Source organism: Veillonella sp. HPA0037, assembly GCF_000411535.1.
GTDB classification, from domain to species: Bacteria; Bacillota; Negativicutes; order Veillonellales; family Veillonellaceae; genus Veillonella; species Veillonella atypica.
Window position 1 is genome coordinate 1910012 of record NZ_KE150483.1, and the last position, 17358, is coordinate 1927369.

Genomic DNA, 17358 nt, shown 5'->3' on the forward strand with positions numbered 1-17358 from the left:
AATAAACTATAATAAAGAGGTATCTCAAATGAGGTGTCTCTTTTGTACGTAACAAGTCTATTGTCCGTAAAAGTATACTATATGTTATAATTGGAGCCATACGAAATCGTGTTGTTTTGAGAGGACCGTATACACCATGATTCACCTAGATTATCTATTAATTATAGGGATATTACTTAGTATTTTGCTCTTTTTATTAGTTGGCATATTTTACTATAGTAAATCTAACCTTTTAAAGGGACTTAATATTTGGTTCTTAATAATACTTAGCGCTCTTTTGAGTTATTTATTATATCCTTTATATGAATTGACAGATTATAGAGAAGAATTTACGTCAATCGTTATAATCGCTGCGATAATCATTAAAATAATTATCAACTTATCTATATTTATGATAGCGAATAGAATAACAACAAAATGGATTGCTAAATTATTATTAATTATATGGGTTGTTCTTGTTGAATGCTTGTATACTCCTATTCATTTATCATATATTGTTTTCTTGTGTGTTTCAGGTGGAATTGTTCTAATAGAACAGTTAAGGGGGAGCAGAAAGCCTATTTAGTTTAGATTCGTAATTACTCTTATAGCGCTCACTCTCGAAATATGATATACTATTCTAACGCGCATAATTCGTGCGCGATAGGAGGAAACACATTTAGATGTTAGAAAAATTTGAACAATTAATGATTAGCGAACCTGTTCTACGTGCGTTAAACGATATGGGCTTTGAAGAGCCTACGCCAATTCAACAGGAAGCTATCCCAGTTGCCATGAGCGGTAAAGACATGATCGGTCAAGCTCAAACAGGTACTGGTAAGACAGCGGCCTTTGGCCTACCTGTATTGGAACGCGTAGACGGCAGTAATCGTCACGTTCAAGTAGTGATTTTGTCCCCTACACGAGAATTAGCTATTCAAGTAGCAGAAGAGCTTAATAAAATGGCTCAGTATACGGATATTACGGCATTACCTATCTATGGTGGCCAAGATATTAACCGTCAATTCCGTGCATTGAAAAAGAATCCGCAAATCATTGTTGCCACACCAGGCCGATTGATGGACCATATGGACCGCGGTTCTATTAAATTTGAAGACGTTAAGATTGTCGTTCTTGACGAAGCTGATGAAATGTTAAACATGGGCTTTGTAGATGACATCAACAAAATTTTAGGGGCTATCCCAGAAGATCACCAAACATTGCTATTCTCTGCAACAATGCCTAAGGCGATTCGCGAGTTAGCAGAAACATACCTTACAGAGCCAACGTTGATTCGTATGAAACCTACGCAAGTAACGATGGATCTTATCGAACAATACTATATCGAGGTACAAGACCGTCAAAAATTTGACGTGTTGTGCCGTTTGTTCGACTTACAAGCGCCAGAGTTGGCTATCATCTTTACACGTACGAAACGTCGTGTTGATGAAGTAACAGAAGCTCTTAAAAAACGTGGCTATATGGCGGAAGGTATCCATGGTGATTTATCACAACAAAAACGTGATAGTGTAATTCGTCAATTCCGAGAAGGTACAATTGACATTCTTGTAGCTACTGATGTGGCTGCTCGTGGCCTTGATATTTCCGGCGTATCTCATGTATATAACTATGATTTGCCACAAGATCCTGAAAGCTATACGCACCGTGTGGGTCGTACAGGTCGTGCAGGTAAGGCAGGCGAAGCCTATACATTTGTTATCCCTCGTGAAATTGAACACCTTCATGCTATTGAACGTTTAACAAAACGTAAAATTGCGAAACGTCGTGCTCCATCTTTGGGCGAAGTTCTAGAAGGTCAACAACGCCTTGCTGTTGAAAGCTTAATTGAAATGGCTGGTAATACAGAAGAGTTGGCACCATTTAAGGTGAATGCAGAAGAGTTGTTGAATGATACTGATTCCGTTACATTGATTGCAGCAGCACTTAAATTGTTAACAAAAGAGCCAGATACAACACCTGTAAATATTACAGAAGAAAAACCTTTACGCGTACGTCGTCGCCGTGAAGGTGGTCGTGGTGATCGTCGTCGCCGTGATGGAGACCGTCGCAGAGATGGGGAACGCCGCCGCGACGGAGATCGTCGTCGTGATGATCGTCCTCGTCGCAATCGCGATGAACGTAGAGGTGAGCGTCGTGATAGCCGTCGCCGTGATGACCGTCGTAGTGAACGTCCTAAAGCGAATCGTAAACCACGTCATCAAGGTGAAGGATTTAAACCATATTTTAAAGACTAATTATAGTGTGAATTTGGTTTAATACAGATTAATAGTAAATCTGAGTTATGAGAAACGTGGATTGTATAAATCCACGTTTTTTATTGCTTAAAATCTACTGGAATGGTACAATAAATAATAATTATTGTTTGAAAATGGACCATAGAGTACCGATATGTTTCCAAGTGGAGAAAGGTAGATTATTATGGATATCGCACAAATTTTGCGAAGCGAAGGGTTTAAGGTAACCCCTCAACGAATTGCAATTTATGATGCTTTGCGTGGTCATCACAATCACCCAACAGCAGAGATGATTTATCATAGCTTGCGTCCTACACATCCAAGCATGAGTTTAGCAACTGTATACAAAACAATGGAGATTTTTGAAAAAATTGGCCTTGTTAAGGTATTGGAAGTGGGCGATGAACGCGCACATTATGATTGGGATACAACAGCTCATGCTCATATTCGCTGTGTTCGTTGTAACAAGGTAGAAGATATGATGAATGTCGATCTACATGCTATTGCTGATATTGCTGGAAAAGCTAGTGCTTATCAAATTACAGGACAACAAATTACATTCGAAGGCGTATGCCCAGAATGTGCAAAAAAAGAAAGTCACTAACAGATGCCCCCTGCGTATACTCATGCAGGGGGTTTTTGAGTCATATAGAGTTGAAAGGATATATAATGTTTACAATAGGAGCTCATTTATCTATATCAAAAGGGTATTTACATATGGGAAAGGAAGCCACTAAAATTGGGGGCAATACATTCCAATACTTTACGCGCAATCCGCGCGGTGGTAGCATGCGTGCTCTCGATGTGGAGGACATGAATAGCCTTAGTGCGTATATGAAAGAACATAACTTTGGTACCTTGTTAGCTCACGCGCCTTACACGTATAATCCGTGTGCAGCTAAGGAGGATTTGCGCGCTTTTGCAAAACAAGCCATGACAGAAGACTTAGAACGCATGGAATATTTACCCGGCCAGATGTATAACTTTCATCCCGGCAGTCATGTAAAGCAAGGTGTTGACCAAGGCATCGAATACATCGTGGAGTGCTTGAATGAAATCTTATTCCCAGGCATGAAAACAACGGTTCTTTTAGAGGTTATGGCTGGTAAGGGCACGGAAATTGGCTCTCGTTTTGAAGAAATTGCTCGTATTATTGACGGTGTAAAATTAAAAGAGTACATGGGTGTTTGTGTAGATACTTGCCATATTCACGAAGGTGGTTATGACATCGTTAATAATTTAGATGGTGTCATCGACGAGTTCGATCGTATTGTTGGTCTCGACCGTTTGAAAGCGATTCACTTGAATGATTCAAAAAATCCTATGGGAGCACACAAAGACCGTCATGAAAAAATTGGGGAAGGTCATATCGGTATCGATGCAATTGCTCGTATTGTGACACATCCTAAACTGACGAATTTGCCGTTCTATTTGGAAACGCCAAATGAATTAGATGGCTATGCAAAAGAAATTGCTATGTTGCGCTCTATCGTAGATAATCAATAATCAAGCAAAATAAATTGAGTTATATAATAATTGGTATAAACTAAATATATAAGGTATAGGGAGAACTGGAAAGGGGGATGAAATGCGTTTTTTACATACTGCTGATTGGCATTTAGGGCGTATTTTTTATGGTCAGTACTTAACAGATGACCAAGCTCATGTGTTGGAGCATCAGTTCTTTACTATTTTGAAAGAAGAAAAAATCGATGGTATTTTGCTGGCAGGGGATGTATTTGATCGGGCGGTACCACCCATTGAAGCTATTGAATTATGGGACTCTATCATTACTCGTCTCGCTATGGATTATAAGGTTCCTCTATTTGTAGTGAGTGGAAACCACGATGGAGCGGAACGCCTTGAAGTGGGACGGTCTATGCTAAGTGAATCGGGCATTCATATTTGGGGCTCCCCTCATCATGCATTACAACCCTTTGAATTTGAAGGCTTTGATGGTAGGGTGGCCATTTGTCCTATGCCGTTTAGCGAACCTCGTCGTATAGGTGACGCTTTGGGACTGAACTCCAGTGAATCAAAACCAGTTGATACGGATATGATTGATGATACTTTATTTTCCTATGTAGATGATAAGGATCAAGAAGCGGTCGCACTTAATTTACATAATTATGACCAAATGTATCAGGCTTGGAGTGATTATCTATATAAACAAGTGCCAAAACAGATGCGTAGCATTGCCATCAGTCACGCCTTTGTAATGGGCGGCGAAGTAGGTGGTTCGGAACGAACATTGTCTGTAGGTGGTAGTGAACAGGTGAGCCCTCACGTTTTTAAAAACTTTCACTATACAGCTCTTGGACATTTACATGGACCGCAACGGATGGGGGCAGACCATATTCGCTATAGCGGATCGCCATTGAAGTATTCCTTTGATGAACATGGGCAGAAGAAATCTTTTACTATTATTGATATGGATACAAAGGGGAAGGTAGATATTAGTACAATCCCTGTAGAGGCAAAGCGAGATGTAGTCATCTTGGAAGGTTATTTTGAGGACCTTTTAAATAATACAGCTCTCCAAACGAAACATAAGGATGATTATGTACAGGCTCGTCTGTTAGATACGATGCCTATCATGGATGGCATGGCTAAGTTGCGTCAGGTCTACTATAGATGTATGACCATTGAATTAGCCGGTCGCATAGCAACACCTGTGGCGGACATGGGCGACGTCGTATTCAAAGAGCTAAATGAACGTCAATTATTTAATCAGTTTGCTGAAACCGTGTGGAAGAACCCCTTAACAGAGCGTGAGCAACAATATATCAACTCTGTATGGGATCGAATTTTAAAGGAGGACTAGATGAAGCCTATATCTTTAACTATAGAAGCCTTTGGTCCATATCGAGATTTGGTTACCTTGGACTTTAGCGAATTAGAGAATCATTCTATGTTCCTTATCTCCGGTCCCACAGGAGCAGGGAAAACATCCATTTTAGATGCTATGGTGTACGCTTTATATGGTGAGCCTAGCGGAGAAGCGCGTAAAACTGATGCTATTCGCAGTGATTTTGCTGAACCTGAGCGGATGACGCGTGTAGATTTTTCCTTTGCTATCGGAGATGCTCAATACCGTGTTGAAAGATTACCAAAACAGATGGTAGCCAAAAAACGCGGTACAGGTATGCGCGAACAGAACGCTAGTGCCACTGTCTATGAAATGAAAGCTGGTGAGTGGAAGGTTATCGCTACCTCTGCGGCTGCCATTCGCGATACGATTCAACGCATCATAGGTTTTCGTAAGGATCAATTTTTACAAGTGGTTCTATTGCCACAAGGGGAATTCAGAAAACTCCTTGTCGCCTCTACAAATGAACGGGAGGAATTATTACATACGCTCTTTCGAACAGAGTTATATCGTAAACTACAAGATGCTCTTAAATCAGCTTATGATGACGAAAAAGCTGGCATTGAAGAAAATTTGATGAAACAAACGGCGTTGATACAGTCTATTCCTCATGATGAAGAGACTCCAGTGCTAACTGTCGAACATGTACGTGAACTGTTATCTAATCGAGTACCACATCGTAATGTACTTGTAGTAGAACGAGATAGGGCTGTTAATGAGGTGGAACAATTTAATGCCTTGCGTAAGGAGTGGGCCCTATATAATCAAGCGCAACAATCTCTTGTAGAGGCTACATCTAAATTGGACTTGGTAAAAGCTAAAGAACTTGAGCGCACACAATTGCGTGAAAAGGTTCAATTCCTCAATTCCTTATCTCCAGTCCATGCATTGTATCAACAATACATTGATAAACAGTCTAGTTTAACAACATTAGAACGGGCACTGTCCGATGCAGAAAAAAGTGTGGACACTGCTACTCAACATGAGACTAACTGTATAGAGGTTCATGAAGCGTTAGAATCTCAAGCTGAAACGATACAATCTAAGAGGACTACTTTGGCTCAACTCCAACAACAGTCTGAAAAGTTTGATGAGTTAGAATTGTTGAAAAAAAAGATGTTTACACTACGTGGTAATGTAAAACAATTGGATAGTAAAAAAAGTGAAGCGGACCTAGAGATACAACGCCAGCTCATCAAACAGATAGAAGTAGATGTTGAGGGGTTACGTAAACGCTTACAAGAGAATAGTACATTACTGGAGCAGGTTCCTGTTATTCAAGAACAGCTTAATCATGTGCACAGATATTCTGAGTTGGTAGAAGAAATTAGTCAGGTTCAAAAAGAAATCGACATTAAGGATGAGACCTTAGCAGCTCTTGATAAAACAGTGAAAGAGGCGAAGGTACAGTTAGAGCGACTAGAGCATTTAATGCAAGAAGGGCGCGCGTATGAACTGGTTCCTTTCGTGAAAGAAGATGAGCCTTGCCCAGTATGTGGATCTATAGAACATCCTCATTTAGCAACTAAGCCAGAATTATATCCTACTAAGGATGAGGTTGAAGCTGCTCGAGGTATTCGTGATAAAGCGTTACAACAACAAGCAAATGAAGTTGGTCAAAGGGATGCGTTAGTGGGGCGGATGCATGAATTATCTAACCATATGGACGCACAAGTTTCGATTCTTCAGTCCTCTATAGATGGTTTTTCTAAGGAAAACTTTGTATCGCTTCAACAAGTTCTGTTATCTCAAATGGAACGATTCAAAACGTTACGTGGTGAATCTGAACAGCTAGGCAAGACTATTTCTGATGCGGAGCGTAGGTTAAGCACCGCTAAGGATACGTTGGATAAATCAGAACTTGCGCATAATGAATTGCTTAAAGCATTGCATGAACTAGAGATTAGTATCAGTTCTGTACAAGCAAAAATAGATTCCTTATCAGAGTCGTTGCCTACTACGGATATAGAGTTGTGGCGTAAGCAAGTGACATTCTTAGCATCAGAAATTAAAGAGTATGATGCGCAGTTAACAGTGACTACAAAACAATTAGAGGAGGCTCGAGGGCAGCTAAGTGCTAAACGAGGTCGACTAGAAATCTTATCTTCTCAAGTAAAAGAAGAACAAAAGAATCTTGATTTTCTCCATGGGGAATATATACAGTCATTACAATCTATATCGTTAAGTGAAATTGATTTTGTAGAAGCATTGAGTGACTTTAATGCGTTAGAGGATTTTAAATCTAAGTTATATGACTTGGAAGAGGCCTTTAGTACAGCACAAGCTGTATATGATGCGGCACTAAAGACTACGGAGGCTGTGGTTAAACCTAGCGATACTGTTTCGGATGAAGTATATGATGCAGCGGTAGAACGTCGTGATACATTGGTGGGCCATTTAGCGGCTTGGGATAAAGAAACACAGCATATAGAAACTACACTTGCTTCATTAGAGGAAATTGAATCGGCTATGGGTGAGGCCCGAGAGAAGGTAGCCTTCTTAAGTCGATTAAATGATCTCGCTAATGGAGGGGAACAAGGTTTTAAAAATGTCACCTTTGAGCGCTATGTATTGGGGGCCATTTTAGATGAGGTTGTTTATGCAGCTAATTTACGTCTTCAAAAGATGAGCCGTAGCCGTTACTCTTTGGAGCGTTCAGACTATACCGGTGGCGGCCGTGGTAAGCAAGGCCTTGATTTGGCCGTAATGGACGCTTTCACAGGACAATCTAGACCTGCGAATACCTTGTCAGGGGGAGAAACATTCTTGGCCTCTATGGCACTTGCCTTAGGTCTTGCCGATGTGATTCAAAGTTATGCCGGAGGTATTCATATGGATACGATGTTCATTGATGAAGGGTTTGGTACACTTGACCCTGATACATTGGAGCTCGCTATGGAAACATTGGTACAACTACAATCATCGGGGCGCCTTATCGGCATGATCTCCCATGTACCTGAATTAAAGACGCGGATACCTGCCCACTTAGAGGTCACACGTGGTGATGATGGCAGTACAGCAAAATTTGTGATTAACTAGCTATAGAATTGCCAAATGTGATACTATTAAAAGAGGAGAATTCCTACAAAAATATATTGGAATTAATTAAGGAGGTCCTATGAAATTTTCATTTGCTCACAATAATATAAATGTTAAGGATCTTGATAAAAGTTTAGCTTTCTATAAAGAGGCTTTATTACTTGAGGAATCTCGCCGCTTGGAAGATCCAAGCGGTGCTTTTACCCTTGTATATTTAAAAAGTCCATATACGGCGCATGAATTAGAACTTACATGGTTGCGCGATTGGAATCGCCCTTATAATTTAGGGGATAATGAATTCCACTTGGCATTTTATGTAGATGACTACGAAGCAGCTCTAAAAAAACATAAAGAGATGGGTGTTGTAGCCTATGAAAATGCCGACATGGGTATTTATTTTATCGCTGATCCTGATGGATATTGGACAGAAATCATTCCGGCGGGTAAATATTAATGGAATATATGTTAACTCGTTTAGAATGGTTAGTTGGACCAGATAAAATCCAAACCTTAAAGAATACATCTGTGGCTCTCTTTGGTGCCGGTGGTGTAGGCGGTGGAGCTCTTGAGGCTCTAGTACGTGCAGGGGTTGGGCGGATCGTTCTTATCGATGGAGACTCTATAGCACCTAGTAATTTGAACCGCCAAATGATTACAACTCACGACACGATTGGTGAGCGTAAGGTAGAGGTAGCGAAGGCGCGAGCTCTTTCTATTAATCCGGATGTGGTGATAGAAACTCATGATATTATGTATACTGAGGAAAGTTACCCTGGATTCATTCAAAGTTTGCACGTTGATTATGTTATCGATGCTATTGATATGGTAACGGCAAAACTGAATATTATTGAGGTTTGTCAACGTGAAAGTATCCCCGTTATTTCTTGTATGGGCGGCGGTAATCGCTTTTACCCGGAAAAACTTATGATTGCTGATATCAATAAGTCTCATACATGTCCTCTTGCGCGCGTTATGCGTCGGGAGTTAAAAAAACGGGGCATAAAAAAACAATTAGTTTTATTTTCTACAGAAAAACCAACAAAGCCACAGTTCCGTGGGGAAGCAACAAGCCCTGGTACATGTAGTTTTGTGCCACCAGTGGCAGGTTTTATATTAGCAGCCCATGTGTTGCGTACAATTTTGGAGGTACCTGAACAATGAAAAAAGCAAAAATCCATATGGCTGACGGCGGCGATATTGTAATTGAATTATTTGATAAAGAAGCTCCTGGCACAGTACAAAACTTCATTGATTTGATCAATAAAGGTTTCTACAATGGTCTTCGTTTCCACCGTGTAATTCCTGGCTTCGTAGCTCAAGGTGGTTGCCCTAATGGCAATGGTACAGGTGGTCCTGGTTACACAATTAAAGACGAATTAATTGGTAACCCACACAAACACGAACGTGGTGCATTGTCTATGGCTCACCGTGGTCCTAATACTGGCGGTAGCCAATTCTTTATCGTATACGAACCACAACCTCATTTAGATGGTGTACATACTGTGTTTGGTAAAGTAATCGAAGGCATGGATGTAGTTGATGGTATCCATCAAGGCGATATCATGGAAACAGTGGAAGTAATCGAAGGTTAATCTCATGAATGATGTATCTGTTAAACATCCGGAGTGGCTTGATATCGATGTAAATGGGTCTATATCACACGGCTATGATCAAGAATGGTTTGATGATGAATGGCAACGTTTGTCTGGTTGTGGCCCTACATCGGCTACACAGGTATTGAGTTATTCTGAATTTCGAGATGGCCTATTAGATGTGTCTACTACGGCAAATCATACATTAGCATTAGAACGTATGAATGTCGTGTGGAACTATGTAAAACCAAGATTTGGTGGTGGCGTTTATAAAACGCAATGGATGGAACGCGGCCTTAGACGTTTGTTTGATGATAAGAATTTGCCTTATGAGGTACACATGCTTAATGTATCTCCCTTTTCTGCATCCCGCGTAGAAGTAGAGGCGGCGGCGCAGTTTATTCACGATGCATTATCACAGGATGTTCCTGTAGCGTTCTTAAATCGCCATAAAGGTAAAGAACCTGCGCTCTATACATGGCATTGGGTGCCTATTTATAAGATGTTCATGGATGGTGATGATATTCGTTGCGGTATTTTTGATGAAGGGGAAATCCGTGATTTCTCACTAGTTCATTGGTTGCAAGATACCATCCTTGGCGGTGGATTCTGTTATATAACTAAGAAATAATATTAGTATTATGAGAGCGATGGTGAAAGCTATCGCTCTACCTATATAGGAGGTTATTATGAGTCAATGGATTACAGAAGAGCAAACGCCTCATTTACGTCTCAGTGCTGAAGCAGAAGAGGTACTTTATTCTGGTGAATCTGAATTTCAAAAAATTGAAGTATTTAAGTCTAAAGAATATGGCATGATGCTTGCATTAGATGGTGTATTCCAAACTTCTGAACGGGAGGAGTTTATCTACCATGAAATGATTGCTCATGTACCATTGTTTTTGCATCCAAATCCAGAACGGGTACTGATTATCGGTGGCGGTGATGGCGGTGTAGCTAGAGAATGCGTACGCCATGATTGCGTTAAAGAAGTTACCATGGTTGAGATTGATGGTAAAGTTGTAGAATTGGCAAAACAATACCTACCTACTATTTCTAAGGCTATGATTGAAAACAATCCTAAGTTAACAGTAAAGATTGGTGACGGTATTGGCTTTATGGCAGAGGCTGAAGATTACTATGACGTTATTATTGTAGATTGCTCTGATCCAATTGGTCCTGGTGAAGGATTATTTACGGAAGAGTTTTATAAGAATACGTTGAAAGCTCTAAAAGCAGATGGTCTATTTGTACAACAAACTGAATCTCCTATGCTTCATCAACCGCTCGTTGAGAAGGTGTTTGGTTATGTAAACAATCATTTCCCAATCGCTCGTTTGTACACCGCATACATTCCAATCTATCCGGCCGGGATGCATTGCTTTACGGTTGGATCTAAAAAATACGACCCATTAACATGGGAACTAAATCGTGAACAAAACTTTGAAACTAAGTACTATAACAAGGATATTCAAAAGGCTGCGTTTGCATTACCAAATTTTGTAAAAAACTATTTGCCAAATAAATAATTTATATGTATAATAGGGAAGCACCATTCGTTAAGAAATATTTTAACGGTGGTACTTCCTTTTTATTAGGATGTGAAAAGGTTTTATATTAGAAGTATATGGCTTGTTAATTTCAAAACTGAAAGTTAAATGAAATTAGAAAAAGTTGTTGACACAAACTTCTAAAACAGATATAATTCTCTTTGTTACGAAGACAGTGTCTTCGATACCTACAAGGTGGTGGGTATGGTGAAGCGGTTAACACGGCGGATTGTGGCTCCGTTACGCGTGGGTTCGATCCCCACTACTCACCCCATAACCTACACATCGTAATCATTGTAGGGGTGTCGCCAAGTGGTAAGGCAACGGACTTTGACTCCGTTATGCGCTGGTTCGATCCCAGCCACCCCTGCCAACATGGTTCATTAGCTCAGTTGGTAGAGCACCTGACTTTTAATCAGGGTGTCCCGCGTTCGAGTCGCGGATGAGCCACCAAATAAAACTCACAAACGAAAGTTTGTGAGTTTTCTATCTCTAATTTTAGAGAATTTGGTTATGATGCTAAGTATATTGTGGAGACACAAGTGGTCAAAAATAAAACAAAATTTCTTAAAAAGTGGTTGACGTTTTATGAGATGACTGATATACTTTAAAAAGTCGTTAGAACGTTAAAACTTCTAATGTACAGATCTTTGAAAACTGAACAATGATAGGTAATCAATCATATGATTGAACATATGCCAGAGTGCGGGTTTTGACAAAGTCAAAACCAACCATAATTCAAAGTTACTTAAATGTAACGACAACAAACAATGAGCTATTCAAATAGCTTCAAGATATCTTGGAGAGTTTGATCCTGGCTCAGGACGAACGCTGGCGGCGTGCTTAACACATGCAAGTCGAACGAAGAGCGATGGAAGCTTGCTTCTATCAATCTTAGTGGCGAACGGGTGAGTAACGCGTAATCAACCTACCCTTCAGAGGGGGACAACAGTTGGAAACGACTGCTAATACCGCATACGATCCAATCTCGGCATCGAGACTGGATGAAAGGTGGCCTCTATTTATAAGCTATCACTGAAGGAGGGGATTGCGTCTGATTAGCTAGTTGGAGGGGTAACGGCCCACCAAGGCGATGATCAGTAGCCGGTCTGAGAGGATGAACGGCCACATTGGGACTGAGACACGGCCCAGACTCCTACGGGAGGCAGCAGTGGGGAATATTCCGCAATGGACGAAAGTCTGACGGAGCAACGCCGCGTGAGTGATGACGGCCTTCGGGTTGTAAAGCTCTGTTAATCGGGACGAATGGTTCTTGTGCGAATAGTGCGAGGATTTGACGGTACCGGAATAGAAAGCCACGGCTAACTACGTGCCAGCAGCCGCGGTAATACGTAGGTGGCAAGCGTTGTCCGGAATTATTGGGCGTAAAGCGCGCGCAGGCGGATTGGTCAGTCTGTCTTAAAAGTTCGGGGCTTAACCCCGTGATGGGATGGAAACTGCCAATCTAGAGTATCGGAGAGGAAAGTGGAATTCCTAGTGTAGCGGTGAAATGCGTAGATATTAGGAAGAACACCAGTGGCGAAGGCGACTTTCTGGACGAAAACTGACGCTGAGGCGCGAAAGCCAGGGGAGCGAACGGGATTAGATACCCCGGTAGTCCTGGCCGTAAACGATGGGTACTAGGTGTAGGAGGTATCGACCCCTTCTGTGCCGGAGTTAACGCAATAAGTACCCCGCCTGGGGAGTACGACCGCAAGGTTGAAACTCAAAGGAATTGACGGGGGCCCGCACAAGCGGTGGAGTATGTGGTTTAATTCGACGCAACGCGAAGAACCTTACCAGGTCTTGACATTGATGGACAGAACCAGAGATGGTTCCTCTTCTTCGGAAGCCAGAAAACAGGTGGTGCACGGTTGTCGTCAGCTCGTGTCGTGAGATGTTGGGTTAAGTCCCGCAACGAGCGCAACCCCTATCTTATGTTGCCAGCACTTCGGGTGGGAACTCATGAGAGACTGCCGCAGACAATGCGGAGGAAGGCGGGGATGACGTCAAATCATCATGCCCCTTATGACCTGGGCTACACACGTACTACAATGGGAGTTAATAGACGGAAGCGAAACCGCGAGGTGGAGCAAACCCGAGAAACACTCTCTCAGTTCGGATCGTAGGCTGCAACTCGCCTACGTGAAGTCGGAATCGCTAGTAATCGCAGGTCAGCATACTGCGGTGAATACGTTCCCGGGCCTTGTACACACCGCCCGTCACACCACGAAAGTCGGAAGTGCCCAAAGCCGGTGGGGTAACCTTCGGGAGCCAGCCGTCTAAGGTAAAGTCGATGATTGGGGTGAAGTCGTAACAAGGTAGCCGTATCGGAAGGTGCGGCTGGATCACCTCCTTTCTAGGGAGACATACACTAGGCCAAGAGCTTGGATGTCACTTAGGTCGACACTTTGGCCGCCTAACATTGTTCGGTTTTGAGAGATCTGTAAAGACTCTCAATTCTACAGATATGGGCCTATAGCTCAGCTGGTTAGAGCGCACGCCTGATAAGCGTGAGGTCGGTGGTTCGAGTCCACCTAGGCCCACCAGTTGGCTCATATTACTTGAAATACACATTGTGTAGAGTACAGACAAAAGAGCTAAACATAGGTATAACTTTAAAAAGATAACGGATTCTTCGGAATGGATTATCGAGACTAAAGCGTAACCACTCATGGGGGCGTAGCTCAGTTGGGAGAGCACCTGCCTTGCAAGCAGGGGGTCAGGAGTTCGAATCTCCTCGTCTCCACCATTTAGTATTTGACATCTATGATGTTAAGTGCTAAACTACATAAGCTGATTTATACATCAGCAGATTTGTTCTTTGAAAACTGCATAGAAGATAATTATTATATATTTGTAAGGTCATCTCTTAGAATTTCTAAGTAGGTTGACCCGAGCACATAGGAAATAATTCTCTGACTTATTGGTGACGTACATGAAAATGTACGGCTACAAAATAAACGACAATGTATCTAATGCATGTCATAAAATCAAATTGATTTTCGTCAGAATTTGATGAATATCGAGGCGTACCAATGAAGCGAAATCGCCGCGTATTTGTATACGCAAGATGAGCTGAATGCAGTACAACGAAGATAGTCGCAAATTATGGCGCAAAATAAGTAAAGATTTTAAGGGCGTACGGCGGATGCCTTGGCGATATCAGCCGAAGAAGGACGCGGTAAGCTGCGATAAGCTACGGAGAGGTGCAAGCAACCTTTGACCCGTAGATTTCCGAATGGGGGAACCCGGCAGTGGTTATGCACTGTCACCCATACCTTTGAGTATGAGGAGGGCACCTGGGGAACTGAAACATCTAATTACCCAGAGGAAGAGTAATCAAACGAGATTTTCTTAGTAGCGGCGAGCGAACGGGAAAGAGGCCAAACCGGAGCGGGCAACCGCACCGGGGTTGAGGACAGTCATCAAGTGTAAATGAGGTAGAAGAATAGAGTTGGAAAGCTCAGCCGTAGAAGGTGAAAGCCCTGTAATCGAAACCTTGCATACATGGGACTGTATCCAGAGTACCACGAGACACGTGAAACCTTGTGGGAAGCAGGGGGGACCACCCTCCAAGCCAAAATACTGATATCGACCGATAGCGCATAGTACCGTGAGGGAAAGGTGAAAAGAACCCCTGGCGGGGAGTGAAAGAGAACCTGAAACCGTATGTCTACAAACAGTCGAAGTCTGTATATATATCAGGACGACGGCGTGCCTATTGAAGAATGAACCGACGAGTTACTGTTGCTAGCGAGGTTAAGTGGAAAACATGGAGCCGCAGCGAAAGCGAGTCTGAACAGGGCGTTCAGTTAGTGATAGTAGACCCGAAACCGTAGTGATCTATCCATGGCCAGGTTGAAGCACAGGTAAAATTGTGTGGAGGACCGAACTCGTGAGCGTTGAAAAGCTTTGGGATGAGTTGTGGATAGGGGTGAAATGCCAATCGAACACGGAGATAGCTGGTTCTCCCCGAAATAGCTTTAGGGCTAGCCTCGAGGTTGAGAGTATAGGCGGTAGAGCACTGATCGGGCTAGGGGCCATACCGGTTACCGAACCTAGTCAAACTACGAATGGCTATACTTATACTCGGGAGTCAGACAGTGAATGATAAGGTCCATTGTCAAGAGGGAAACAGCCCAGAACACCGACTAAGGTCCCCAATGTCATACTAAGTGGCGAAGGATGTGGAATTTCCAAAACAACCAGGATGTTGGCTTAGAAGCAGCCACCATTTAAAGAGTGCGTAATAGCTCACTGGTCGAGAGACTCTGCGCCGAAAATGTCCGGGGCTAAAGTATGAAACCGAAGTCGTGTCATATGCAGCAATGTATATGGGTAGGGGAGCGTTCTCATCGGATTGAAGCAGTACCGTAAGGAGTTGTGGACTGGTGAGAAGTGAGAATGTCGGTATGAGTAGCGAAAAGAATGGTGAGAATCCATTCCACCGAAAGCCTAAGGGTTCCTGAGCAACGATCGTCGTCTCAGGGTAAGTCGGGACCTAAGCCGAGGCGGAAAAGCGTAGGCGATGGACAACAGGTTGAAATTCCTGTACCGGTGTGAATCGTTTGATCGAAGGAGTGACACAGTAAGGTAGGTCAGCACGCGATTGGAAGTGCGTGTTTAAGCATGTAGGTTGAGTTATAGGCAAATCCGTAACTCTAAAAGCTGAGATGTGATGACGAGCTGTTTACAGCGAAGTGATTGATCCTACACTGTCGAGAAAAGCTTCTAGGTAGAGACACATCGCCCGTACCAAAACCGACACAGGTAGGCGGGGAGAGAATCCTAAGGTGCGCGGGAAAACCCTCGTTAAGGAACTCGGCAAAATGCCTCCGTAACTTCGGGAAAAGGAGGACTCATGTAGTGTGAAGGGCAGTAACGCGTGGAGCATGAATGAGTGGCACAAGAGAGGCGCAAGCGACTGTTTACCACAAACACAGGTGCCTGCTAAAGCGAAAGCTGATGTATAGGTGCTGACACCTGCCCGGTGCTGGAAGGTTAAGAGGAGGGGTTAGACTTCGGTCGAAGCTCTGAATTGAAGCCCCAGTAAACGGCGGCCGTAACTATAACGGTCCTAAGGTAGCGAAATTCCTTGTCGGGTAAGTTCCGACCCGCACGAAAGGTGTAACGACTTGCGCACTGTCTCAACGAGGGACCCGGTGAAATTGAAGTACCTGTGAAGATGCAGGTTACCCGCGACTGGACAGAAAGACCCCATGGAGCTTTACTGCAACCTAAGATTGAACTTAGTTAATGAATGTACAGGATAGGTGGGAGACTTAGAATCTAGGGCGCCAGTCTTAGAGGAGTCGTTGTTGGGATACCACCCTTTGATTAATTGATTTCTAACAGGCCGATTAACAACCGGCTGGACAGTCTTAGGCGGGCAGTTTGACTGGGGCGGTCGCCTCCTAAAGAGTAACGGAGGCGCCCAAAGGTTCCCTCAGAGCGGACGGAAATCGCTCGAAGAGTGTAAAGGCAGAAGGGAGCTTGACTGCGAGACGGACAGGTCGAGCAGGGACGAAAGTCGGGCTTAGTGATCCGGTGGTGCCGAGTGGAAGGGCCATCGCTCAACGGATAAAAGCTACCCTGGGGATAACAGGCTAATCTCTCCCAAGAGTCCATATCGACGGGGAGGTTTGGCACCTCGATGTCGGCTCATCACATCCTGGGGCTGAAGTAGGTCCCAAGGGTTCGGCTGTTCGCCGATTAAAGTGGTACGTGAGCTGGGTTCAGAACGTCGTGAGACAGTTCGGTCCCTATCCATCGCGGGCGCAAGAAACTTGAAGGGGGCTGCTCCTAGTACGAGAGGACCGGAGTGGACGAACCGCTGGTGTACCAATTATCCTGCCAAGGGTACAGTTGGGTAGCTACGTTCGGGACGGATAAACGCTGAAAGCATCTAAGCGTGAAACCAGCCTTGAGATGAGGTTTCTCATAGCATAAGCTAGTAAGATCCCATGTAGACGACATGGTTGATAGGCCAGGTGTGGAAGAGCCGTGAGGTTTGGAGCTGACTGGTACTAATAGATCGAGGGCTTTACTTAATACAATAAGCGGAAATGTGC

General features: G+C 43.2%; 10 protein-coding genes, 5 tRNA genes and 2 rRNA genes. All 17 read left to right on the forward strand.

Features of this window, described 5'->3' with window-relative positions; genetic code table 11:
* Positions 1-662: 662 nt before the first annotated feature.
* The 17 genes from HMPREF1477_RS08700 to HMPREF1477_RS08780 all read left to right on the forward strand — a co-directional run bounded on the left by HMPREF1477_RS08700 (position 663) and on the right by HMPREF1477_RS08780 (position 17337).
* Complete coding sequence (locus HMPREF1477_RS08700) at positions 663-2234, forward strand: DEAD/DEAH box helicase (RefSeq protein ID WP_016476561.1); 1572 nt, start codon at positions 663-665, stop codon at positions 2232-2234.
* Positions 2235-2418: 184 nt separating this feature from the next.
* Positions 2419-2838, forward strand: a complete 420-nt coding sequence (locus HMPREF1477_RS08705) for a Fur family transcriptional regulator (RefSeq protein ID WP_005379327.1) — start codon at positions 2419-2421, stop codon at positions 2836-2838.
* A 65-nt stretch (positions 2839-2903) separates the two neighbouring features.
* Entirely contained in the window at positions 2904-3740 is an 837-nt protein-coding gene (locus HMPREF1477_RS08710) for a deoxyribonuclease IV (RefSeq protein ID WP_016476562.1), read from the forward strand.
* An 82-nt stretch (positions 3741-3822) separates the two neighbouring features.
* Positions 3823-5058 carry an exonuclease SbcCD subunit D gene (locus HMPREF1477_RS08715; RefSeq protein ID WP_016476563.1) on the forward strand — a complete coding sequence of 412 codons (1236 nt, stop codon included), beginning with the start codon at positions 3823-3825 and terminating at the stop codon, positions 5056-5058.
* On the forward strand, positions 5059-8142 hold the full coding sequence (locus HMPREF1477_RS08720) for an AAA family ATPase (RefSeq protein ID WP_016476564.1): 3084 nt from the start codon (positions 5059-5061) through the stop codon (positions 8140-8142).
* Positions 8143-8221: 79 nt separating this feature from the next.
* Positions 8222-8596: a VOC family protein gene (locus HMPREF1477_RS08725; RefSeq protein ID WP_016476565.1), complete on the forward strand. Its 375-nt coding sequence runs from the start codon at positions 8222-8224 to the stop codon at positions 8594-8596.
* Positions 8596-9303 carry a ThiF family adenylyltransferase gene (locus HMPREF1477_RS08730; RefSeq protein WP_016476566.1) on the forward strand — a complete coding sequence of 236 codons (708 nt, stop codon included), beginning with the start codon at positions 8596-8598 and terminating at the stop codon, positions 9301-9303. Before HMPREF1477_RS08725 ends, HMPREF1477_RS08730 begins: the two co-directional genes overlap by 1 nt.
* Complete coding sequence (locus HMPREF1477_RS08735) at positions 9300-9734, forward strand: peptidylprolyl isomerase (RefSeq protein WP_016476567.1); 435 nt, start codon at positions 9300-9302, stop codon at positions 9732-9734. The genes HMPREF1477_RS08730 and HMPREF1477_RS08735 overlap by 4 nt, the downstream gene beginning before the upstream one ends.
* Positions 9735-9738: 4 nt before the next feature.
* Complete coding sequence (locus tag HMPREF1477_RS08740; protein WP_016476568.1) at positions 9739-10365, forward strand: hypothetical protein; 627 nt, start codon at positions 9739-9741, stop codon at positions 10363-10365.
* 58 nt (positions 10366-10423) lie between these two features.
* Entirely contained in the window at positions 10424-11263 is an 840-nt protein-coding gene (gene speE / locus HMPREF1477_RS08745; RefSeq protein WP_016476569.1) for a polyamine aminopropyltransferase, read from the forward strand.
* A 219-nt stretch (positions 11264-11482) separates the two neighbouring features.
* Positions 11483-11558 (forward strand) — tRNA-His (locus HMPREF1477_RS08750).
* Between the two features lie 24 nt (positions 11559-11582).
* Positions 11583-11657 (forward strand) — tRNA-Gln (locus HMPREF1477_RS08755).
* Between the two features lie 4 nt (positions 11658-11661).
* Positions 11662-11737, forward strand: a tRNA-Lys gene (locus HMPREF1477_RS08760).
* A gap of 343 nt (positions 11738-12080) precedes the next feature.
* Positions 12081-13643 (forward strand): 16S ribosomal RNA (locus HMPREF1477_RS08765).
* A 113-nt stretch (positions 13644-13756) separates the two neighbouring features.
* Positions 13757-13833: transfer RNA gene (locus tag HMPREF1477_RS08770), tRNA-Ile, on the forward strand.
* A 127-nt stretch (positions 13834-13960) separates the two neighbouring features.
* A tRNA-Ala gene (locus tag HMPREF1477_RS08775) sits at positions 13961-14036 on the forward strand.
* 372 nt (positions 14037-14408) lie between these two features.
* Positions 14409-17337 (forward strand): 23S ribosomal RNA (locus HMPREF1477_RS08780).
* The 16S and 23S rRNA genes sit together here with 5 tRNA genes alongside, the layout of an rRNA operon.
* Positions 17338-17358 lie beyond the last annotated feature (21 nt).

Coding starts and splice junctions, on each gene's coding strand:
- HMPREF1477_RS08700 (WP_016476561.1), top strand. CDS start 663: ATGTTAGAAAAATTTGAACAATTAATGATTAGCGAACCTGTTCTACGT.
- HMPREF1477_RS08705 (WP_005379327.1), top strand. CDS start 2,419: ATGGATATCGCACAAATTTTGCGAAGCGAAGGGTTTAAGGTAACCCCT.
- HMPREF1477_RS08710 (WP_016476562.1), top strand. CDS start 2,904: ATGTTTACAATAGGAGCTCATTTATCTATATCAAAAGGGTATTTACAT.
- HMPREF1477_RS08715 (WP_016476563.1), top strand. CDS start 3,823: ATGCGTTTTTTACATACTGCTGATTGGCATTTAGGGCGTATTTTTTAT.
- HMPREF1477_RS08720 (WP_016476564.1), top strand. CDS start 5,059: ATGAAGCCTATATCTTTAACTATAGAAGCCTTTGGTCCATATCGAGAT.
- HMPREF1477_RS08725 (WP_016476565.1), top strand. CDS start 8,222: ATGAAATTTTCATTTGCTCACAATAATATAAATGTTAAGGATCTTGAT.
- HMPREF1477_RS08730 (WP_016476566.1), top strand. CDS start 8,596: ATGGAATATATGTTAACTCGTTTAGAATGGTTAGTTGGACCAGATAAA.
- HMPREF1477_RS08735 (WP_016476567.1), top strand. CDS start 9,300: ATGAAAAAAGCAAAAATCCATATGGCTGACGGCGGCGATATTGTAATT.
- HMPREF1477_RS08740 (WP_016476568.1), top strand. CDS start 9,739: ATGAATGATGTATCTGTTAAACATCCGGAGTGGCTTGATATCGATGTA.
- speE (WP_016476569.1), top strand. CDS start 10,424: ATGAGTCAATGGATTACAGAAGAGCAAACGCCTCATTTACGTCTCAGT.